Genomic DNA, 20,347 nt, shown 5'->3' with positions numbered 1-20,347 from the left:
GCTCCAAAATACCCCTCGGCTTGCATGTGTTAGGCCTCCCGCTAGCGTTCATCCTGAGCCAGGATCAAACTCTCCATTGTAATTTCTTTATTATTATCAATCTCAAGGTTTTTCCCTAACTCAAAAGAATCTCTCTTCTTCCAGGTTGTGTTTTGCTACTTTTTATCTTTCGTAAGCTTTGTTTAAAAAACTTTCTATTTCAACGATCTTTTGCACTTCTCAGGTCTCTCTTCTTCTGTTTTTCTCTTTCGTTGTTCCTGACTTGCGGGTGCAAAGATAGCTACTTTTTCTTTCCCCGCAAGTTTTTTTGTAATCTTTTTTTAATCTTTTTTTATAATTTATCATCAATATACTGTATATCAAATATTTAACCTCAAAAAAATTTTTTAATTTTTTTTTCTATTTTTTCTATTTATTCCTGCTTCTCTCCTGATCATTCGTATTGGAGCTTTTTGGTTTGTTCTTCTTCTTTTCTAGTTTATCATCTTTATAGGTTGTATACTATCTGTTTTGACTTCGTATACGCTATTGATTTTATTCAAGTACTTTTTTTATATGTATGTATTGTTAATACGCTTTATTATTAATACTTTTTTTATGTATCTTTTATTTAACGTTATTGTTCTTTACGGATTCTTTCCAGTTCTGCAGCTACTAAATGATGTGATATTGTTTTTTCTTTAAATATATTGAGTATTTCCTTCTTTTCTTCTTCCGTTGCTCCCAATTGATTTATTATATTGGTAAGATGCATTTTCATATGTCCTTTTTGAATTCCTGTTGTAATTAATGATCGTATTGCAGCAAAATTTTGAGCCAGTCCAGCAACTGCTACAATTTGCATAAGTTTTTCTGCTGAGGGATTATTTAATATTTGTAAGGATGCTATTACTAATGGATGAAGCTTCGTTAAGCCTCCAACTATTCCTAAGGATATAGGCAGATCAAGCCAAAAACGAAATTGATCGTTTTTAATTTCACAATGAGTTAAACCGGTATATTTCCCTGTGTGAGAGGCATAGGTATGTGCACATGCCTCAACTGCTCTAAAATCATTCCCTGTGGCTATTACTACAGAATCAACTCCATTCATAATTCCTTTATTGTGAGTAGCTGCTCTATAAGGTTCTACTTCTGCTATTTCAACAGCTTGTTTAAACTTCCAGGCAAATTCCTCCGAAGGCATCCCGCTGTCGTCTTTTAAGTCTTTTATTTTACAGCTTACTTCTGCTCTTGCCATACAATCGGGGGTATAATTGGAAAGTATAGACATAATGATCTGCAGGCTGTTCTTTTCTTCTTCATTAAATATATTGGATTTTTGAAATTCTGTTTTAAATGTTGTTGAAAATTGTTCGAGGCATGAATTTATAAAGTTTGCACCCATACTATCTTGTGTATTAAAAGAACCTTTTATCTGATAGTAGTTTTCAAGCTCGTTCGATTTATCTATTAATTCTATATTCACAATTCCTCCTCCTCTCATCTGCATATTCTTAGTGAGATCCTTCGATTGTTTAATGAGTTCTTCTTTTAAATGGGTGTTAAACCATTGTAATAATTTACTTCCTTCTCCTTTATATATAAAGTGTATATGTCCTAATTTAGTATTTCCTAAAAGTTTCGTTTTAAATCCTCCTTTATCTAACCAAAATTTAGCCGATTTGGAAGCAGCCGCTACTACAGAGCTTTCTTCTATAGCCATGGGCAGGGCATATATTTCATCATTTATTAAAAAATTGGGAGCTATACCATAGGGAAGGTAAAAATTGCTTATAGTGTTTTCTGTAAATTCATCATGTAGTTTTTGCAAATCATCGTTGTGATTCCAATACTGTTCTAATATATTTTTTAAATCTCCTGAACCTCCTCCGTATTGTTGGTTTAGCCAGTTAATTTTTTGTTCTTTATTTAGTTTAGAAAACCCTTCAATAATTTTACTTTTCATCTTATTACTTGATTAAGTCTTTAACAAAAGTAAAATTTATAATTATATATCGTAATTATTTACATTTATTGTTCATGACATTTTGTTTTTTTAATAGTATAGTTTAGTAACATTCTTAGATGAACAATCTTTTATATATAGTATAAGTAATCAAATTATATTTTTTTGAATATTTTTTTATACATTTTACTCTTTTTAAATTATTTTTTAATTTTAGAATTAAAATCCTCTATTTTGTTTACTTTTTTATATTTATTTTTTTAAACTTTTAGTATATATTTGTATTAAAACCTAAAAGTAAATGGAAAACTCATCCACTGCAGTCAATATTGAACAAAAATTAGCTTTTGATTTAGCCAACTATACTAACAAAAACATTTTTATAACCGGAAAGGCGGGTACGGGTAAAACCACTTTTTTAAAGGAATTGAAAAATTCTACTAGAAAAAACACTATTATCGTTGCTCCCACGGGAGTAGCAGCTATTAATGCGGGAGGGGTTACTATACATTCTTTATTCGGGTTTCCTCTTACAAGTTTTATTCCTGTTAATGACGGATGGATTGATCGAAATATTGCTATCACTAAATTAGAACTTCATCAACATTTTAGGTATAATAAGGATAAGAGAAAATTATTTTCGGAGGTTGAATTATTAATTATCGATGAAGTTTCCATGTTGCGTGCGGATATTCTTGATGCTATTAATTGGTCTTTGCAATACACAAGGAAAAATGCAGCTCCTTTTGGAGGCGTACAAATACTTATGATTGGAGACATGTATCAATTGCCTCCTGTAATAAAAGAGGAACAATGGAACCTTTTAAAGAATTATTATAAAAGCCTTTTTTTCTTTGATGCATTAGTTTTGCAAAACAATCCTCCTGTATGTATTGAATTCAAAAAAGTATACAGGCAAGATGATCCTGTTTTTATAAATTTATTAAATGCTATTCGATACCAGGATTTTGATTCTATTGATTTTGAATTACTTCATGAAAGATATGATCCTGATTTTATTCCGAAGGAACCCGGTTATATAACTTTGACAACTCATAATTCTATTGCTACTTCCATTAATGAGAATGAATTAAGAAAACTCAATAAACCTATTAAGTTTTTTGAGGCTATTGTAGATGGTGTATTTCCTGAAACCTCATATCCCACTGATATGGAATTGGTATTAAAAGAGGGCACTCAAATCATGTTCATTCGAAATGACAGCTCCGGCCACAGAAGGTATTTCAACGGAAAAATCGGTATTATTGAAAAAATTGAAGATTTTGAAATTTATGTTCGATTTGAAAATCAAAAAGAATCCTTTTTATTGGAACATGAAGTTTGGAAAAATATAAAATATAGTATTGATCCTGAAACGGGCAAGATTACGGAAGAAGTTTTAGGATCGTTTTCTCAATTTCCCATTCGACTTGCTTGGGCTGTAACCATCCATAAAAGTCAAGGGCTAACTTTTGATAAAGTTATTGTTGATGCAGGAAAATCTTTTGCTTCCGGCCAGGTTTATGTTGCCTTAAGCAGGTGCCGAACTTTGGAGGGAATTATTTTAAAATCTATTATAAGAAATCATAATATTATTCAGGATACTAAGATAAATGAATTTCAAAATCAAATGTGGAATGTGCATGAGTTAGAAAATACTCTTAACGAAGAGAAATATAATTTTGGACTTGAAACTCTTTTTAAATCTTTATCGGTTCTTTCTTTAACTTATAGAATTCAGGATTGGCGCAAAATGACTATTGAAAAATCTATTCCTGATAAACAACAGGTTTTGGATTTAATTACTTCTATTGATGAGTGCTTACATTTTCTTTTGTTAATCAATCAAAAATTTCAACGAAATATTCTTTCTCGTTTTAATTCGTCAACAACTACCAATAAAGAGGAAATATGGCGAACTATTGAAATGAGGGCTAAAGACGCTGTTGAATATTTTGCTGATGAGCTTTTTCTTAAAGTTTGGAAACCTTTGCAAACTCATTATCTTGATTATAAAAATAAATCAAGAATTTCTCAATATCTTAAATTCATTTGTGAATTTGAAAATGATATCAAAATTAAAACAAAATTTATACTTTCCACGAATCTTATTGATCAACGAATTACATATAAAGAATATATTTTTACTTCTGATTCTGAAACTTTTTCAAAAGCCGATAAAAAGGAAGACACGGTTGATTTAACTTTACACCTTTTGCAAGAAGGAAAAAATCTTACAGAGGTAGCCAAAGTTAGAAATTTGACGGTTTCTACCATTAGCAATCATGTAGCTAAATTGATTTCTAAAAATAAAGTATCTGTATATGATTTCATCTCTGAGGAAAAGTATGTTTTGATTGAAAAAAAATTAGCTGAGTTAAATACTAAAGAATTAAAACTTATTAAGGAATCATTGGGAGATAACGTTTCTTACGACGAAATTAAATTTGTACGAAGCGACTTAGGGATATAAATAAACAATACTGTGAGTAATTGAATTCTATTTTTCAAGTACGCGTATATCTACTCTTCTGTTTTGTGCCCTACATTCAGGTGTATCATTAGCTTTACAAACCGGATGCTGTAATCCATATCCTTCAGATGATATTCTTTCTTTTTGTACTCCTGATTTGATTAATTCTTCTTGAACGATTTTTGCTCTATCTTCTGAAACTTTTTTATTAGTTTTTTCTGATCCGGTAGTATCAGTATATCCTCCAATTTTAACTTTAGCTTTAGGAAATGCTTTTAAAATTTGTGCTAAATTTTTTATTTGTTTTCCTGATTCTGTAGTTAAAGTGGTTTTACCTGTATCAAAATATACTCGATCTAATGTAATCCAGCCTTTGGTTTTGTCTTCACTTATATTTAGAGTTGAATCTTTTAGATAATTAAACAATTTAGCCTCGGTTGAATTGTTTCCTATTTCGAAAATTTCTTCTCCGTTCGGAAGTTTTATGGTAAATATATCCCCGGTTTCATATATAAAATTTCCTGTTGCAGGATCTAAAGTACCTTGAATGACTGTACCAATTTTATCCGCTTCAACCGATTGTTCTTTTTCTAATTTTTCTTTTTCTGCCTGTTGTTTTATTAGTTCTTCTTTTTTATCTCTATCACATTCACAACTTGTTATAGTACAAACAATTGTTAAAGCTCCTAAAAAGTTTACCAGGGATTTATATAAATTTTTATTCATATTAATTATTTAATGTAAAAAAATTAACTCAAAGTATTCTTTATTAAGAAGGTAAATTTACATTCATATTTTAATTAAGATAATCTAAGAAATGATTTTTTTGTTCAAGTTATTCTTAACTATTTTTAGGCTACATATACTATTTAATTTAGCTTAAATTTAAGTAATTTGTTACTCTCAAATACATTTATAAAAAATACGATAAAGTATAGATAAATTTTTAAATTTTAAAAACTAAATTTGTAGAAAATTACATTGCATGTTTAAACAGATCTTTAATATTATAATATTTCATAAGGACGACGAATGCGGGACAAAGCTTGTTGATGTGAAACAATATTCCTTAGACTTATTTCTCAAATATTTATCCGATATAAATGGAAAAGTCTACAAATTAATCATCAAATATGAATTTCATTAGAATAAATAGGCATTCTTAAAACTTAAGAAGTCAAGCCCGACTATAAAAATGCTTTGACAGCGGTTTTGTGCTCCAACAATATATAAATATGGGAATAAAAAAGCAAAAAATACCTTATCGTATTTCAGAGACATATGTAAATATCTATCCCTTAACTATTAAAACTGATTTTTATGTTCGTACTTTCTCAAAATAAAAACCAACTGTCTGAACTAAAAGAAAAGCCTTTTAATTTGGAAAAGGAAATTCAATTATTATTTGAAAATAATATGGAAATCTTAACAGGATTAAAGTATATTAAATCGGAATTTACGATTAAAAATAGCCGGATTGATACCCTTGCTTTTGACATGGAAAGCAAAGCCTTTGTTATCATTGAGTATAAAAGAGAACGGAATTACAGTATTATAGACCAAGGCGTTTCTTATCTTAATCTGATGCTTGAGTATAAAGCTGATTTTATTGTCGAATATAATGAAACCCAAAAGCATTCCATTAAAAGGAATGAGGTGGATTGGTCGCAGAGCCGAATTATATTTGTTTCCCCTTTCTTTACCGAATTTCAAAAACAATCTTCCAATTTTAAGGATTTAGCTATAGAATTATGGGAGATTAAACGTTATGAAAATAATAGTCTCATAATAAATCCGATAAAAAAATCGAAATCAGCTCCTAGTATTAAACAGATACAAAGTGACAGAAACTCTAAAATATCAAAAGTAACAAACGCAATAAAAGTATTTACAGAAGAGGATCATTTGGATCATAAATCCGAAGAGGTTAAAGAATTATACGAAATGTATAAAAATGCAATTTTAAACCTTCCTGCTAATATTGAAACAGAGCCTAAAAAACTATATATTGCTTTCAAAAAAGATAAAAATATTGCAGATATTGTACTATTAAAAAAAGGGTTGAAAATTTTTATAAATAAGAAAAGTGGAGAATTAGATGATCCTAAAAAATTGACGAGAGATGTATCTAAAGTTGGACATTGGGGAAATGGGGATTATGAACTTATTGTTGAGGATACGCATAACTTAGAATATATTATGAGTTTAATAAAACAGGCTTTATAGATTATAATATATCTAATTTTTTTATGATATCATTTTTTTATGATATTATCTAACCTGCTCTACATAATTATTTAATAGTATTTATATGAAAAATCCCAAGAGGTTACCATAAATTTAGTCAGAGAGAAAATTCAACCTGTTAATTCCATTTCTGAATTAGTTGTTTTATATAAACAATATCCTGAATACCAACAAGTACTACATAACGAATATGAAAAGCGAAAGCATTTCTTACTTCAATTAACTAATCCTCAAAACAATTCAACCAATGGGAGATATATTCATACTCCAACAAATTCGTGTTAAGAAAACTTGATTAGTAATACAAAATCCTACTAATATTATTGAATCTCCTTCAAATTCTCTAAAACAATAAACTTCTTCTCCTGGCTTTTTAAAATTTTATAAAAAGTATCGAAAATAGATTTGTAGATATTTATATGATTAGTTTTTGTGTTAGTTTTTCACCCTGCATCTTTTTTGGGGTAAGTTTATTATTTTCCTGAAAATATATTTATAAGAAATGCTATTATAGGAGATAATACTAAAATTACTACTTGCAACATCAATAAAAAAGGTTTTAAAGGTTGTTCATTATTTAAGTATTCAGAAATTTTAAATATTTTTTGTAATATTTTATATAAAATAAATGAAATACTTCTTGTTGATATCCAAAATAAGAACAAAAAAATAAAATATATAAATATTGCTAAAATAGGAGGTAAAAAAAGACCTATGGATTTCCATAATAGCACATTATCTGAAACATCAAATTTCTTATTAATTATATAATAAATAGAAAAATATACACTCCAAAATAATATCCAAAGAATAAATACAATTTTAATTATTAGTAAATTTAATATCTTAATAATTTCTTTTTTTACCTGTTTTTTAAATTTTATCCAATCAGTTTCTAAACCATATTTAAGAAATAATGTTATAAAAAATATTATCATTAAAATATTAAATTCTTGTTTCATAAAAGAGATATTTAATCTCCCTATTTCATTACTTATCACCCAAATAAGTAAACTAGAAAAATATAGAATAATGAAAAAATAAATTAATAATTGAATACTTTTTAGTAAAATTCCTTTTGATGCCGTTTTAAAAGTTGATTATGAAATATCTGATATATAATTTACTTTTTAAATGTATTTTTTGAATTTTATTGAAAATAGAATCATTTTTGATAACATTTTCAACTGATCTAATTATTACAATAAATGCAATAATTAATCCTAATATTATTCCTATCACATTGTTTTTTGTATAATTTACCTTTCTATTAATTTTTTATTTTTTTAACCAACAATAAGAAAAAATATTTATATTTATAAAATAAAGTTTTTTTTTATTTTTATGCAATTACATTTAAAAAATAGTCATTATCAATCTGTAAGTGCCAATAGAGTTATTTTAGGCAAGAAAATTACTGAATTTAGACACTTTCGCTAATTTAAACTGAATTGTTTAAAACAAACTGAAAATAGTTTAACTTTTGAATATATACTCATTGATCAAAAAATGGAAGGGAGAGCCCTAATCCATCAATGGACAAAAGATTTAGAATTATTACAAAACAGACTATTGCTTAAAACAGATTTATATGGAAATATTATATCAATAGAAAATATTTCAGAACTTCAAAATAAATGGAAATCAGAATTTAAAAGTTTTCTTACTAAAAAATATACTCAGAAGGGAAGTCATCAATTAATAGAAAACACAGAACAAATATTTTATAATAAACAAGAATTTGAACAACAATTTTTTGGATATAGTTTTCTTAGAACCCTATTTCATGGGTATTATAATGTAAAAGAACTTACAGAAAACTCATTATCTTTAAAAAATTTCTTCGGACAATTAGATTTAGAACTTAAATTACAATCTAAAAAAGAAAATAACAAGATTACCAATACTGCTGTACTAAATAAAGAACTATTTAAACAAAAAGATTTCATTCAATTAATTAGAGATATTACACACACCTATAATCTTAAAGTTGATTTAAATATTGATTTAGAAGAAATATTTTCTTTTAATGAACAAGAGCAAATAAAAGAATCATCTTTATATTTAGAAACTGCTGTTCCTGATTTATATTATATTATTATTGCTCATCACACAAATTTGGTTGAGCAAGAAGAACATAAAAAGACTTTAAACTTAGAATTATGGGAAATCTAAAACATGTACCTGATAAAAGTTTTCTTACCTGTGATAAAGGCTCTCTAATTACCCAGATTAAAGTAACTCATAATGGAACCGGACATTTATATGGGCAAAAATGGGTAACCGAAGCAGATGTAGTACCTAATGAAAATATCACACCTTTTGGCACTTGTAAAATTGGCAAAACATGTAAATATGAACCAATATACTGGGATAAATGTCAAGTTGGTTTTAAAATAAATGGATTTAAACCTGTATTTGAAAATGCTTGTCTCCTGTGTAAAAAAGGAGGTAAAATAACTGTTGACTTTGACACACCTCAAAGCATTTTACAAGAAATGGCAGAATCTTTAAAAGAACCAGAACATTGGATTTTAGGATTAGCTATTGGAAATGAACAAGGAATTACCATTGCTCAAAAATTTAGAATAGATGCTTTACGGAATCAAGTATATAAAAATAGACATCTAAATAACCCAAACTCTAGTAAAATAAAGGGAGATTTTGGAGAAATGCAAAATAAGCTAGACTATAGAGCAAAAGGGTATCAAATACGGAACAAACTCCCCATAGGAAGCAATATCCCAAATACAAGAATGAAGCCTATTGATATTACCGCTTATGATCCTAAAAGCGGTATGGATATAATAGATGAGACCAAGTTTGATAGTGGAAGCGGAAAACCCAATACTAGAAGCACAAAAACACAGTCAGGAGGTAGACAGGGAAGTACAAGGTGGATTCAAAAAAGGCTAGAAGGATCATTACCCGAAACAGATGCTAGTAGAATAGATAACAAAATGAGAAGAAATTCCTCTCAACTCCAAAAAGTCATTACCAAAGTAGAACCTAATGGAAATATAACACGGTATCAATTAAATCCTAATGGAACTACAGGAAATCCAGTAAATGTAGGAGCTGCTAATACTTATAAAGGAAGTAGTAAAGCTATCAATTTTTTAAACAATGTAGGGCGGAATATACAGGCTAATAATGGGGTTGCCTCTGCCAATCGATGGTTTACCCAAAATGCTCATACCATTGCTAAAGTAGGAAAAGTTACAGGTAGGGGATTAATCGTGGTGGGTATTGTTTTTGAAGGTTACAATATTTATTCTGCTTACCAGGAAGAAGGAGAAGTAGGAGATAAAACTAAAAAAGCTATAGGTGGTGCTTCGGGGGCTTTAGTAGGAGGTATTGCAGGGGCTAAAATTGGAGCAACTATAGGAGCTTTAGGTGGTCCCGTTGGTATAGCGGTTGGGGGTGTAGTTGGAGGAGCTATTGGTGCGATTGCAGGTAGTGGAGCAGGAAAATGGATCGCCAGTTGGTTTTAAAATTAATAAAAATAACATGAGTTACAGACCTTTATTATATTCCAATAGAAATATTTCCTCAGAAAAATATTTTGAATTTGAAGGAGGAGCTACTTTACCTTTATTTTGGGTTACTCTTCTTAACGAAGAGGTAATAAATAAACTTAAACCTAAATTGGAATATGTTGAAAAATTATCGGAAGGAGAATATGAAATTTTTAATGAATCAGATGAAAGTATACCTTATTTTGAGTTAGAGATAGGAATAGAAAATTTTAGAAGAAATACAGAAAAAGGGATAGATTATATTTACAAATTATACCCTGATTATTTACCTCTATATAAAGACTTTATTAAGTTTATATCTCCTGAAAATAAAGACAATTTTATTCTAATTAATATCTTTGATTTTTTTCAGGCTAGCAATAATGCAGATGAAACGATACAATTTCTATTAGAGTCAATACAGCCTATTCAACAAAATAAATTATATTGTGAACATTATAAAAATCTTATCTTTATTGTAGGATATTATGAAAAAGAATTTGCATTATATTCTAAAACCTATAATAATTGGATAATAAAAACTGAAAAACAATGGAAAGAAGAACAGCATATATGGGAGAAAAAACAAAGAACAATAAAATACAAGGTACAAAATTTTATTCAAAAACAATTACCTTTAATTACTACTATATTAGCTGGAGCATCATTAGCTTTCTTTTTTATCCTAGTTGGTAAAGAAAAAAATCATGAAGTAAAAACTTTTATATTGTTACCTTTAAGTCTTTGTATGTTTTACATTTCATATAAAATAACTAAATAAATTAAATGCAATGAGTTTTTGGAAAGATTTGAAAAATGCTTTTAGCGGAAAAGACCCTAACCAAGCATTTAAAGAAAGGATGCAGCAGGAACAACAACAGATACTAGACAGCAAAGATAAAGAAGGGGTTCGAGATAAAATTATAGGAAGTAATGCTTTTTTTACTAAACAGATTGATAAGGTGCAAAAACGGATTATCCAAATGAAACAGGAATATGACGAAGATAAAGCTATTAATAAACCTGATTTTGATTTTTCTGCTTATTTTACCAGTTTCAATATAAAATATTCTCAACTTATCCGAGCTAAATATAGCAGGGGAGATGGGGTAAAAACCATATTTACGGATTGTGCTTTACTTATGGAAACTGTAACCAATTTTTGGACTCCTGATATAGATTATTCAGATGGAGGAGATATGGACTTTATGGACCTAATTAATGCATTGTCTTTAGGAATACTTGCCGATATTGATAAAAAATACTTTGAAGAACTAGGAAAAGTAATGCAAGAAAAAAACTTTTCCGACTTTATTATTGATTATTTACTAAATACTCAACTTCCTGATTACCCTATAGGAGAAGAATTGCAAGTGCCTGATAGTAAATCTTTGCAATTACTTTCTGAAATCATAAAAGAGGAAAACAAAAATGAAGCAGTAAAAAAACTCAAACTTTACTTGGATAAATATTATTATACTTTAGAAAATTTAGATTATGAATACAATACGCATAAATTTGAAAATGGCAGAAACTTCTATGGTTATTGGTGTTGGGAAGCAGGAGCTTTAGTGAAAATAAAAGGTTTAGATGATGGTATTTTAAGAGATAATCAATTTTATCCTTATGATTTTGTTCATTGGAAAGACAAAGACACAAATAAACCGAAGAAACCTACTTTTTTGAATGAGTGAATCCCCAAATTAGTTTATTTCTATATTTCAGCTTTTGAGTAAGATTTAATATTTATCCAAAAATGATGTAATTTAAGAAGATCTGAATTTCTATTTACATTTGATAAATAATAATTTGAGGAAGTATTTGATTCAATAAAATTAAGGGTTTCATTTATATTCCAATCATTTTTTGAATCATTTGAAAGTTCAGTTATCCAATTATTTACTTGAGTGAACCAATAGTTAAAATCTTCTTTTTCAATATATCCCAAAATACCACATTCTTTTAACCCTAAACCATGTTTTTCTAATTTAAATCTTTCAATTCCTCCATTAGGATTACCGTTTTTAGTTTTTCCAAAAACATATTCTTTTTCTCTATTTGAGCCTGGAGCGGGTAATCTTTTTGCCTCCATAATAAAACTGGGTATATTCTCTATTCCTTGTTCTAATAAAGAATAATAAATATCTGGTATTCCTTTTGTATTTTTTTGATATATCTCTCTATATTGAACTCCAACATATATAGATGTTAATTCCATATATTGTAATTGCACAGAGTTTTGTTTCACAAATATTTGAGTCAACTCGTCTTCATTCAACTGGGAAGTATTTAAGGTATTCAATGTTTCTATAAAACATTGATGTGTTTGTTTTATAGATATGATAATCTTATCAACAATTGCGTTCTTTGGAAAGCTATGATTTCCTGCGAATTGAACATTATTAGATAAATCATCTGCAATCATATTAATAACCAGCATTTAAGAGTGTAACTAATGATTTATCTGCATCTCTATATGCAATAGAAGGTAACCAATATCTATATTGATTAGGTTTAATAATAATAATTGTATCTTCTTTATCATATAGTCTAACAACCCTTGTTGAGCTAAGATACCCAGAAATCTTGTGAAGGGTTAATTCTTCTATGTTAATTGATGTATTATTTTTAATAAATGTTATTTTTTGATTTTTTTCATCATATTTGAAAATAGTAATAATATATGAATGATCAAAAAGTGTTATTACATTACTTAATCTAAATTTTTTATTATCTAATTGATATACAGAGTTAAGTATTTTAACAAATTCATCTCCGTAGTTATTTATCATAAGTTTTATATCATCTAATGGGATTGATAATAACATCTTAGAATTTAATCTTTTAGAAAGGTATTCTATATAAAATTTATTTACATCTTTAATAATATTTTTATCAATATCAGACAACTGTAAATTTTCCATTGGAAAAGGAATATTCATTATGTCTTCTTTTGTAATGACAGTATCTTTATTTATAAAAGCTTTCCCACTTGTAGAAACTAAAAAACATTTGATTAATTCTTTATTTTCAATGATTGAAATTTGAATAGGGTTTATCAATTCTTCTTTTTTAGAATAAAATCCAACTATCTCATTAGAAAATTTCAATTTCTTTTTATTTAAAGTATTTGGAAGTGTAATATCTTCTTTTATCAGAAGATTAGGAGTATTAAATATATATTTATCCCTTAAATTTTCGTATGATATATTATATTCATCATTCGCAAACTCAACTGAAATTTGAGATTTTTCAAAAGCTTTGTTGGGTAATGTTTTTCCTCCTACAATGCCCTCTCCAACAAATAATTCATCTTTATTTAAATTATAATAATTATCTAAATTTGACTGTTGAGATAATTTATTTACTAAACTAACTAATCTACCACCTCCAAGTAAATTTATTTTCCAAATAAACTTATTCTCAATAGCTTCATTTCTTGTTATGAAATGTAAGTCATAATCATCAATCTCAAAGAATAGCCTCTCTTTAGTTTGTTTAGAAGGTCTAATAAGAGCGTGAAGAATATTTCTATTATAATCTATGGGAGATTTTTTAATAAAAATAGAACAAGCTGCAACTCTTGCGCCATTATCCCATAATAAATTTTTCTCATAAATAGGGGTAAAATCTAAAACCTGAAGTACATTTTCACTTTTAAATAATGCTTTTTTGAAGCTATGAGATGTAGGATTATATAATAAGTTAGCAGATTTTTGAATTAAACTTACAATTCCATTATCCTTGCAAAATTTTAATGAAGATATTAAAAATTTTAATGCGATTTGTTTAGATGGAATTTCTACAAAATATTCACCAATTTTACACTTCCAAAAGTTATTCTTTACATTTTTTATTTTTCCTCCTCTAAAAAATGGTGGATTACCTATAATTAAATCAAATTTTAGGTTTTCTATTTTACTGAAATTATCTTTTTGAATATTGTGAATATTTATTTCATTTTCAACTTCAGGTACTATCAGTTCATTAATAAAAAAATCAGTGAACAAGATATTTGAATCTGTTAAATCATCAAATCTTAAATCAGAAATAATCTGCATTGGTGATAATTCGTCACAAAGAGCCAAACATAAACTAAATGCTGCTAATTTTGTAGCTTGTTCCTCTTTATCGGTACCAAATACATTTTTAAGTAAAAGTTTTAAAATTTCAGGTGATGGTTTTTTTAATTCATTCTGTAATCTCCACCATTGAACAAGCCTCTTGAATCCTAAAACTAAAAAAATTCCTGAACCACAAGCAGGGTCAAGTAATTTATAGTTTTGCAAATTAATTTTAGAATAATCCTTTAAAGGCATAGCCTCATCGATTAATAGTTTAGCTAAATGAGAAGGAGTATAAAACAATCCGTTTTCCTTCTTATTTTCACCTAAAAACTCTTCATATAATCTACTAATTAATTCTACAGGAACATAACTAAACTCATAATATCTAATTAGCTGTAATGCAAGTTGATTTTTAAAATTAGGATTTTCATATCCTCCCAAAGCTGAAGAAAGTAATGAAAGATTTAATGATTGCAATATTGTTTTTTCACTTTCACTCCATTCAAATAAATTACCATTAAAATCTTTATGCAGCTTTTCTAATAAACTAATAAAATGAGAGGTGTTTTTTAATACATCTGAAAAGTTTTTAGCATTTTCAAACTCATTAAAATACTTGTCATGAAATAATCTTTTACCATTTTCATCTTGTCTTTCTTCTAAATATTTAATTAGAATTGACTGAACAATAACTTTGTTTAGAATTTTTTCTTTTTCTTTTTGTTCAGAATTTTTTACAATTTGTTCCTCTTTAAAACTCTGAATATATTCATTCTTTAGTTCTTTTATCCATTTAATTAAAATATCATAAGCAGAGTTACTGAACTTAAATCTACGCTTATTATCTTCCTCTTCCCAAAAAACACCTGTTTTTATTTTTATAGCAAATTGTTCATTGTATATCTTATGAGCATTAATAGAATTGAATAAATGGTTAAATAAATAAGTAGGTTCATTATCCTTAGTATGCGTTGTACAATCAAGTATTTTTACTTCTGTATCTGAAAATATACATACTAAAGGAACAATTCCACTACTCCAAATTTTCTTTTGTATATCAGTTAGTTCCTGTTCATCATATAATTTTCCACCTGTATAATCATAAATATATATTTGAGGTTTATATTTATCCAATTCTTTTCTAAAAAAAACTCCTAGTGCTTTAAAACTAATTGCTTTTTCCAAATGAAATTTAATAGATAAATCTTCAATTGAATTAATAGAATCACATAAAAAGAGAACATCTTCAATTTCACTATCAAAGCCAAGGTATTGAAAACCTGTATTTAAATCTTTTTTTATGTTCAACATTATATAATATTCTCTAAGTTACAAAAGTATACATTGTAATATATATATTTCTTCTTTATAATAAAAAATTTTCATAACAAATTATGAGAACTTTAACCACCTGTTCTAAATACCCCCACTAATTTTAAAGGGAAAACCTCCCCCGCCACTTATATAGGAAACAAAACAATTTCCAGACTGTATAAAAATTCAAGATGAAAGCTGAATCTTTTTCCTATGGATTTTTGTTTCCTGGTGGTGACTACTAACTCAAAAACATAAATCAATGGTAAAAATTATCAACCACAAAGAAAGAAAAAGGTAAGACAGAACTTCCATTTTTGTATTAGAAATCTCTGGTGGAATAGAAATGCTGTTAAGTCAGAAAACTGGAAATTATTATGCAACGGCTAAAAAAGCTTATTTATCCTGCACTTTTGATGAATTGACTTGTCAAACTTTAATCGGTTCAGAAATACCAGGAAAGATAGAAAAACAGGAATGTGAACCTTATGAATATACCGTAAAAGATACAGGAGAAGTTTTACTTCTTACTCACCGATATACTTATCTTCCTGGTTCAAATAATCCAACAGCACCACAAAAACAATCTACTATTCACAAGGCAAATCCTTCTCCCTACATTCAAAAAGAATTAACCGAGAATCATACATTTTCCCTGAATTAAGAATTAACCGTTTAATTTTTAGTGCGTCCATTTTTTGTATTCTTATTATATAAGTTCTACAAAAAGTGGACGTACTTTTTTAATATTATTTTATATGTCATCACTATCTACCTTTAATAATCTAGAAAACTTTGGGTATAGAGAATTAGCCTTAGCTATAGAACTCTTAACACTTTATAGTGAATATAAACTACCTGAATCCTTTGTAGAGGAAGATGTTACTATTATGTTTAATCATTATAATGGAATGGTATTTATAACCAATACAGAATATCAAGTCTTAGCCACAAATAAAGGAAAGTTAGAGCTATTTTATACTACTCCTTATAAAGGAATAGAAGGATATAAAGAAGAGCTACTGGAAATGTTACATAATGGAGAAATCACTCATTCTGAGGATGTAGAATTTGTTTTAGCCTTAACTACCGATAAATAAAGAATTATCATTTTAGAAAGTATCAGAAATCAAAGTCTCCTATACTAATATAAACCAGGAGAAAATAAAAATAGAGAATAGTACTCAATTATATGATTTAGCCCTATCCACTTGGAATCTAAAAACTATTGAATTACAGGAAGAGGTAAAAGTATTGTATTTAAATAGAACTAGTATAGTATTAAGATATTAGAGTTTAGCTAAAGGAGGGATTTCTGCTTGTTGTGTAGATATAAGGCTTATACTTAGTACTGCTTTAAAAACTAATGCTTCCGCTATTGTAGTTATACATAATCATCCTAGTAGCAATGCAAATCCTTCTAAAAGTGATTGGATTTTAACTGAGAAAATACAACAAGCTTGTAAATTACTGGATTTAGTTTTTGTAGACCATTTAGTAATAACCAAAGAATCTTATTTTAGTTTTGCTGATAAGGGATTTTTCTTGTGAAAAATATAACTTTCTTCCTTCCTGGTTTATTGAAGATTATTAAAACCAGAAGATAAAGTATTTATAGTGAAAGTGTGATATAGTTAATTATAAAAATTTAAGAGAGAGTATTAATAACACTTTTATTGTTATTTTTGAAAAGAATAATCTAATCTAGATGAAAAAAATATTGTTCCCTTTTTTACTATTAATTCATATTTTTATCTATTCTCAAGAGTTTTCAATAATAAATGCTATAGATGCTATAAGTCAGAATCAAACTGAAAAAGAAACTCTTAATACTTTTAATAAATTCACTAAAGTAAAAGAAATAAAGGAAGGTTTTACAATTATTAGTCTTGGATCTAATAAATTCATCACAAAAAGATTGGATAAAAATAATGAGATTGTAGAAATTGTATTTCGTAATAACAGCACAAAATTAACTGATATACAATATTTAACATTAAATAATACTTATTTCAATAATATAAAAAATGACATTATTAATATTTCTGATAAAATTGAAAATCCTCAATTATCAGAATTATATAAAAAACATTTTGAATATAATAATGAAATATATCTTAATAAGAATAAAAATATAATTTTTTTTATTTTTGATTATTCAGGTACTTATCAAATACTAATACAATGTTTTCCCGAATGTGTTTTTGAAAATTAACAATTACATTACATCTACTCCCAAATTTTCGGCAATGGTTCTGGTGTCAGTAGTAGGGCTAGTATTATCTCCTACTTGTTATGAAAAAACCTAAGTAAAATAAAAATATAAGAAAAACGACATTCATAAAAATCTGATTTACAATCTGCCAGATTAAGGTTTTCCTATTTTCCTATGTTCTGGTTAGAGAATAATAAAAATTTGATTATTCAATTCATTGGTAAATTTTTCAGATTTTATATTTAATCAAAACAAGCTATTTTAATCCACTTTCAGCTCCCCCATCTTAAACCGAAAATAAACCCATAAAATCAAAGATTTAAAAGCTAAATTTTGATATTCCGACTCAAATCAATCACTAGGTTTAGGATTCAAAATCTATTCCTACCATTTTAAGCAAAAATCCTAATTCCAATCATTAAAATTTTCACTTTTTCATTTTTCCGATCGTTTATCATTTTATAAGTATAACCAAAACTCCATTATCAAAACATTTTACTTGTCTTATCTATGGTCATCTTTCATTCTTCCCTTTAAATACTGGAATGATTACAAACATATTAGTTTCTGTTAGTGTCCTTGACTTACGAGTTCCTGCCTTGTATCTCCTTACACCAGAAGTTGTAAGATTCTTGTACGAAGTATGTTTTCTTTGTATGAATAAGATAAATTTTAGTTGTAATCTGCCAGGTTCAATTTTTTTTACTCAATTTTGTCATAGCAGTTTTTCTTTCTTTATATAGGCTTTAGTAGTCAGTAAGATATATCTAGGTTATAGTATTTAAGGTTATTAGTATAATATATATTAACCTTATTATAGAGATTAGCTCAATCTACTTACTTTTTCTTTGAACTTCAAATATATGTTACGTTAATAATTTTCATTAATCTTACTGAAATATTTGGCTGTTTCTGAAAAGTATCTGACTATATTAGTATTGTTAAACATTTTCGAATTATTGATTTGTCTTACAAGATAATTTGTATTTTTTACAACATTTAATTATAATAATAGATTTTGTTACAGATGTTTTATAAAAGTAAATGTTCTACCTCAAAATTGAAGGGAGGGAAAGAATTGAAAAAACAAATTCAGTATAAAATAGCAAAAAATTGGGGAATTGGATTTAACCTTTACGAATAAAAAACCCCTATAAATAATATTTACAGAGGCCTAATAATATTTTTAGAGTAATAAACTACTCTTGAAGATTGTGATCGCGAAAGGATTCGAACCTTTGACCGTCTGCTTAGAAGGCAGATGCTCTATCCAGCTGAGCTACGCGACCCCTTTCTGATTTATCAAGTCGGGGTGACAGGACTCGAACCTGCGACCCTCTGGTCCCAAACCAGATGCGCTACCACCTGCGCTACACCCCGAATATACCTTGTGTGTTAATGCGGAGAGTGTGGGATTCGAACCCACGCGACAGTTTCCTGTCGACAGTTTAGCAAACTGCTCCGTTAACCACTCCGGCAACTCTCCAAATTTAGTCTGAATTCCAACTAATTTGGAGTGCAAAAGTAAATGTAAGATTTTACATATGCAAGTATTTTTTTAAAATTTTTGACTTATAATTATTTTACTGTTTTTTAACTTTGTTATTATATAATAAAATAAATGATACAAATAATAAAATTCAACATTTTGTGTTGTACACTTTTCCTCTTAGTAAGCTGTGGATCACAAAAAAAGATTATCGTTGATAGCAAGGTTATTAGAGATACTGTATATATAACCCATGCTAATCCTAAATATCACATCATAACCGAAGCCAACCTTCCGGAATATGTTATTTCTCAAAAAAATTTCCCTTCCATTGCATTTAATGAAAGAATTAAATTTTTGGTTTTGCACTATACAGTTTCAGATTATCCAACCTCCGTTAAGATATTGGCTAAAAAAGGGCAAGTAAGCGCTCATTATTTAATCACCGACCAGCCGAACGATACCATTGATATCTTAGTTAGTGAGGACAAAAGAGCCTGGCATGCGGGAGTGAGCTCATGGAATGGTACAGAAAATTTAAATGATACTTCCATAGGTATTGAAATAGTAAATAAAGGATATACCAAAATAAAAGATTCTTTGGTATTTACTTATTTTCCAAAATATCAGATTAAGAAAGTTGCGACTTTATCCAAGAACATTATTAATCGTTACGAGATTGACCCAGTGAATGTTGTGGGGCACAGTGATATAGCCCCGTTAAGAAAACAAGATCCCGGACCTATGTTTCCTTGGAAAGAGTTATATACTCAGTACGGAATTGGAGCTTGGTATGAGGAGTATGACAAAGAGTATTATTTGACTCAATATATTCCGGATACCTACCCTTACAGTTCTCCATTGGAATTTCAGAAAGCACTTAAAAAATACGGTTATAAAATAGATTTAACCGGAGAATGGGACAAAAATACATATCTAACAATCCGTGCATTTCAATGGCATTTCAGACCTGAAAAGGCTGATGGCAATGTAGATGCTGAAACTTGGGCTATTTTACAAGCCTTGAATAAAAAATATCGTTCCAATACTAAATAACTTTATAATTTTATCAAAAA

The 20,347-nt window shown here is 27.9% G+C and carries 14 protein-coding genes, 3 tRNA genes, 1 rRNA gene and 1 pseudogene; 11 read left to right on the top strand and 8 right to left on the bottom strand.

Going from position 1 to position 20,347, the window contains the following annotated elements:
* Nucleotides 1-80 (bottom strand): 16S ribosomal RNA (locus tag C4S75_RS01725); the annotation flags it as partial.
* Between the two features lie 536 nt (nt 81-616).
* A complete protein-coding gene (locus tag C4S75_RS01720) occupies nt 617-1,948 on the bottom strand; it encodes a hydroxymethylglutaryl-CoA reductase, degradative (protein ID WP_105296586.1) in 1,332 nt (443 codons plus the stop codon).
* Between the two features lie 301 nt (nt 1,949-2,249).
* On the opposite strand from C4S75_RS01720, the gene C4S75_RS01715 reads away from it, so the two are divergent.
* Complete coding sequence (locus C4S75_RS01715; protein ID WP_105296585.1) at nt 2,250-4,421, top strand: helix-turn-helix domain-containing protein; 2,172 nt, start codon at nt 2,250-2,252, stop codon at nt 4,419-4,421.
* Nucleotides 4,422-4,448: 27 nt separating this feature from the next.
* On the opposite strand, the gene C4S75_RS01710 is transcribed toward C4S75_RS01715, so the two are convergent.
* Nucleotides 4,449-5,147: an OmpA family protein gene (locus C4S75_RS01710; RefSeq protein WP_105296584.1), complete on the bottom strand. Its 699-nt coding sequence runs from the start codon at nt 5,145-5,147 to the stop codon at nt 4,449-4,451.
* Nucleotides 5,148-5,741: 594 nt separating this feature from the next.
* Between C4S75_RS01710 and C4S75_RS01705 the strand changes: the two genes are divergently transcribed.
* From C4S75_RS01705 to C4S75_RS01680, 5 genes are all read left to right on the top strand, one after another.
* The gene (locus C4S75_RS01705) at nt 5,742-6,647 is read left to right on the top strand and encodes a DUF5655 domain-containing protein (protein WP_105296583.1); all 906 of its coding nucleotides are present in this window, start codon (nt 5,742-5,744) and stop codon (nt 6,645-6,647) included.
* 1,530 nt (nt 6,648-8,177) lie between these two features.
* Complete coding sequence (locus C4S75_RS01695; RefSeq protein ID WP_105296581.1) at nt 8,178-8,843, top strand: hypothetical protein; 666 nt, start codon at nt 8,178-8,180, stop codon at nt 8,841-8,843.
* Complete coding sequence (locus C4S75_RS01690) at nt 8,831-10,162, top strand: PAAR-like protein (protein WP_105296580.1); 1,332 nt, start codon at nt 8,831-8,833, stop codon at nt 10,160-10,162. Before C4S75_RS01695 ends, C4S75_RS01690 begins: the two co-directional genes overlap by 13 nt.
* A 16-nt stretch (nt 10,163-10,178) precedes the next feature.
* Nucleotides 10,179-10,967 (top strand): hypothetical protein, encoded by a 789-nt coding sequence (locus C4S75_RS01685; RefSeq protein WP_105296579.1) that lies wholly within the window; start codon nt 10,179-10,181, stop codon nt 10,965-10,967.
* Between the two features lie 10 nt (nt 10,968-10,977).
* Entirely contained in the window at nt 10,978-11,880 is a 903-nt protein-coding gene (locus C4S75_RS01680; RefSeq protein WP_105296578.1) for a PoNe immunity protein domain-containing protein, read from the top strand.
* A 20-nt stretch (nt 11,881-11,900) separates the two neighbouring features.
* Here the strand turns inward: C4S75_RS01680 and C4S75_RS01675 are convergent, their stop codons facing one another.
* Both C4S75_RS01675 and C4S75_RS01670 read right to left on the bottom strand, forming a co-directional pair.
* Entirely contained in the window at nt 11,901-12,611 is a 711-nt protein-coding gene (locus tag C4S75_RS01675; protein ID WP_146105543.1) for a hypothetical protein, read from the bottom strand.
* Nucleotide 12,612: 1 nt separating this feature from the next.
* A complete protein-coding gene (locus tag C4S75_RS01670; protein ID WP_105296576.1) occupies nt 12,613-15,564 on the bottom strand; it encodes a class I SAM-dependent DNA methyltransferase in 2,952 nt (983 codons plus the stop codon).
* 349 nt (nt 15,565-15,913) lie between these two features.
* Here C4S75_RS01670 and C4S75_RS01665 point away from each other — a divergent pair, with 349 nt between their 5' ends.
* The 4 genes and pseudogenes from C4S75_RS01665 (at nt 15,914) to C4S75_RS01650 (ending at nt 17,782) form a co-directional block, all read left to right on the top strand.
* Nucleotides 15,914-16,231 carry a hypothetical protein gene (locus C4S75_RS01665; protein WP_105296575.1) on the top strand — a complete coding sequence of 106 codons (318 nt, stop codon included), beginning with the start codon at nt 15,914-15,916 and terminating at the stop codon, nt 16,229-16,231.
* Nucleotides 16,232-16,325: 94 nt separating this feature from the next.
* Nucleotides 16,326-16,667, top strand: a complete 342-nt coding sequence (locus tag C4S75_RS01660) for a hypothetical protein (protein WP_105296574.1) — start codon at nt 16,326-16,328, stop codon at nt 16,665-16,667.
* Nucleotides 16,668-16,875: 208 nt separating this feature from the next.
* A pseudogene (locus C4S75_RS10165) lies at nt 16,876-17,118 on the top strand (JAB domain-containing protein); the annotation flags it as partial.
* A 157-nt stretch (nt 17,119-17,275) separates the two neighbouring features.
* Nucleotides 17,276-17,782, top strand: a complete 507-nt coding sequence (locus C4S75_RS01650; protein WP_105296573.1) for a hypothetical protein — start codon at nt 17,276-17,278, stop codon at nt 17,780-17,782.
* Between the two features lie 1,215 nt (nt 17,783-18,997).
* Here the strand turns inward: C4S75_RS01650 and C4S75_RS01645 are convergent.
* The 3 genes from C4S75_RS01645 to C4S75_RS01635 all read right to left on the bottom strand — a co-directional run bounded on the left by C4S75_RS01645 (nt 18,998) and on the right by C4S75_RS01635 (nt 19,268).
* Nucleotides 18,998-19,071: transfer RNA gene (locus C4S75_RS01645), tRNA-Arg, on the bottom strand.
* Nucleotides 19,072-19,089: 18 nt separating this feature from the next.
* Nucleotides 19,090-19,162: transfer RNA gene (locus C4S75_RS01640), tRNA-Pro, on the bottom strand.
* A gap of 21 nt (nt 19,163-19,183) precedes the next feature.
* Nucleotides 19,184-19,268: transfer RNA gene (locus C4S75_RS01635), tRNA-Ser, on the bottom strand.
* Nucleotides 19,269-19,403: 135 nt separating this feature from the next.
* Between C4S75_RS01635 and C4S75_RS01630 the strand changes: the two genes are divergently transcribed.
* Nucleotides 19,404-20,327: an N-acetylmuramoyl-L-alanine amidase gene (locus C4S75_RS01630; RefSeq protein ID WP_105296572.1), complete on the top strand. Its 924-nt coding sequence runs from the start codon at nt 19,404-19,406 to the stop codon at nt 20,325-20,327.
* The last annotated feature ends 20 nt before the right edge of the window (nt 20,328-20,347 follow it).

It is taken from the genome of Apibacter sp. wkB309, assembly GCF_002964915.1.
Taxonomy (GTDB): domain Bacteria; phylum Bacteroidota; class Bacteroidia; order Flavobacteriales; family Weeksellaceae; genus Apibacter.
The sequence above is the reverse complement of the archived record's forward strand: the minus strand, read 5'-3'. Positions and strand labels throughout refer to the sequence as shown.

What these genes read in the sequence shown, in the direction of transcription:
- C4S75_RS01720 (WP_105296586.1), bottom strand. Translation starts at nt 1,948, where the DNA reads ATGAAAAGTAAAATTATTGAAGGGTTTTCTAAACTAAATAAAGAACAA.
- C4S75_RS01715 (WP_105296585.1), top strand. Translation starts at nt 2,250, where the DNA reads ATGGAAAACTCATCCACTGCAGTCAATATTGAACAAAAATTAGCTTTT.
- C4S75_RS01710 (WP_105296584.1), bottom strand. Translation starts at nt 5,147, where the DNA reads ATGAATAAAAATTTATATAAATCCCTGGTAAACTTTTTAGGAGCTTTA.
- C4S75_RS01705 (WP_105296583.1), top strand. Translation starts at nt 5,742, where the DNA reads ATGTTCGTACTTTCTCAAAATAAAAACCAACTGTCTGAACTAAAAGAA.
- C4S75_RS01695 (WP_105296581.1), top strand. Translation starts at nt 8,178, where the DNA reads ATGGAAGGGAGAGCCCTAATCCATCAATGGACAAAAGATTTAGAATTA.
- C4S75_RS01690 (WP_105296580.1), top strand. Translation starts at nt 8,831, where the DNA reads ATGGGAAATCTAAAACATGTACCTGATAAAAGTTTTCTTACCTGTGAT.
- C4S75_RS01685 (WP_105296579.1), top strand. Translation starts at nt 10,179, where the DNA reads ATGAGTTACAGACCTTTATTATATTCCAATAGAAATATTTCCTCAGAA.
- C4S75_RS01680 (WP_105296578.1), top strand. Translation starts at nt 10,978, where the DNA reads ATGAGTTTTTGGAAAGATTTGAAAAATGCTTTTAGCGGAAAAGACCCT.
- C4S75_RS01675 (WP_146105543.1), bottom strand. Translation starts at nt 12,611, where the DNA reads ATGATTGCAGATGATTTATCTAATAATGTTCAATTCGCAGGAAATCAT.
- C4S75_RS01670 (WP_105296576.1), bottom strand. Translation starts at nt 15,564, where the DNA reads ATGTTGAACATAAAAAAAGATTTAAATACAGGTTTTCAATACCTTGGC.
- C4S75_RS01665 (WP_105296575.1), top strand. Translation starts at nt 15,914, where the DNA reads ATGCTGTTAAGTCAGAAAACTGGAAATTATTATGCAACGGCTAAAAAA.
- C4S75_RS01660 (WP_105296574.1), top strand. Translation starts at nt 16,326, where the DNA reads ATGTCATCACTATCTACCTTTAATAATCTAGAAAACTTTGGGTATAGA.
- C4S75_RS01650 (WP_105296573.1), top strand. Translation starts at nt 17,276, where the DNA reads ATGAAAAAAATATTGTTCCCTTTTTTACTATTAATTCATATTTTTATC.
- C4S75_RS01630 (WP_105296572.1), top strand. Translation starts at nt 19,404, where the DNA reads ATGATACAAATAATAAAATTCAACATTTTGTGTTGTACACTTTTCCTC.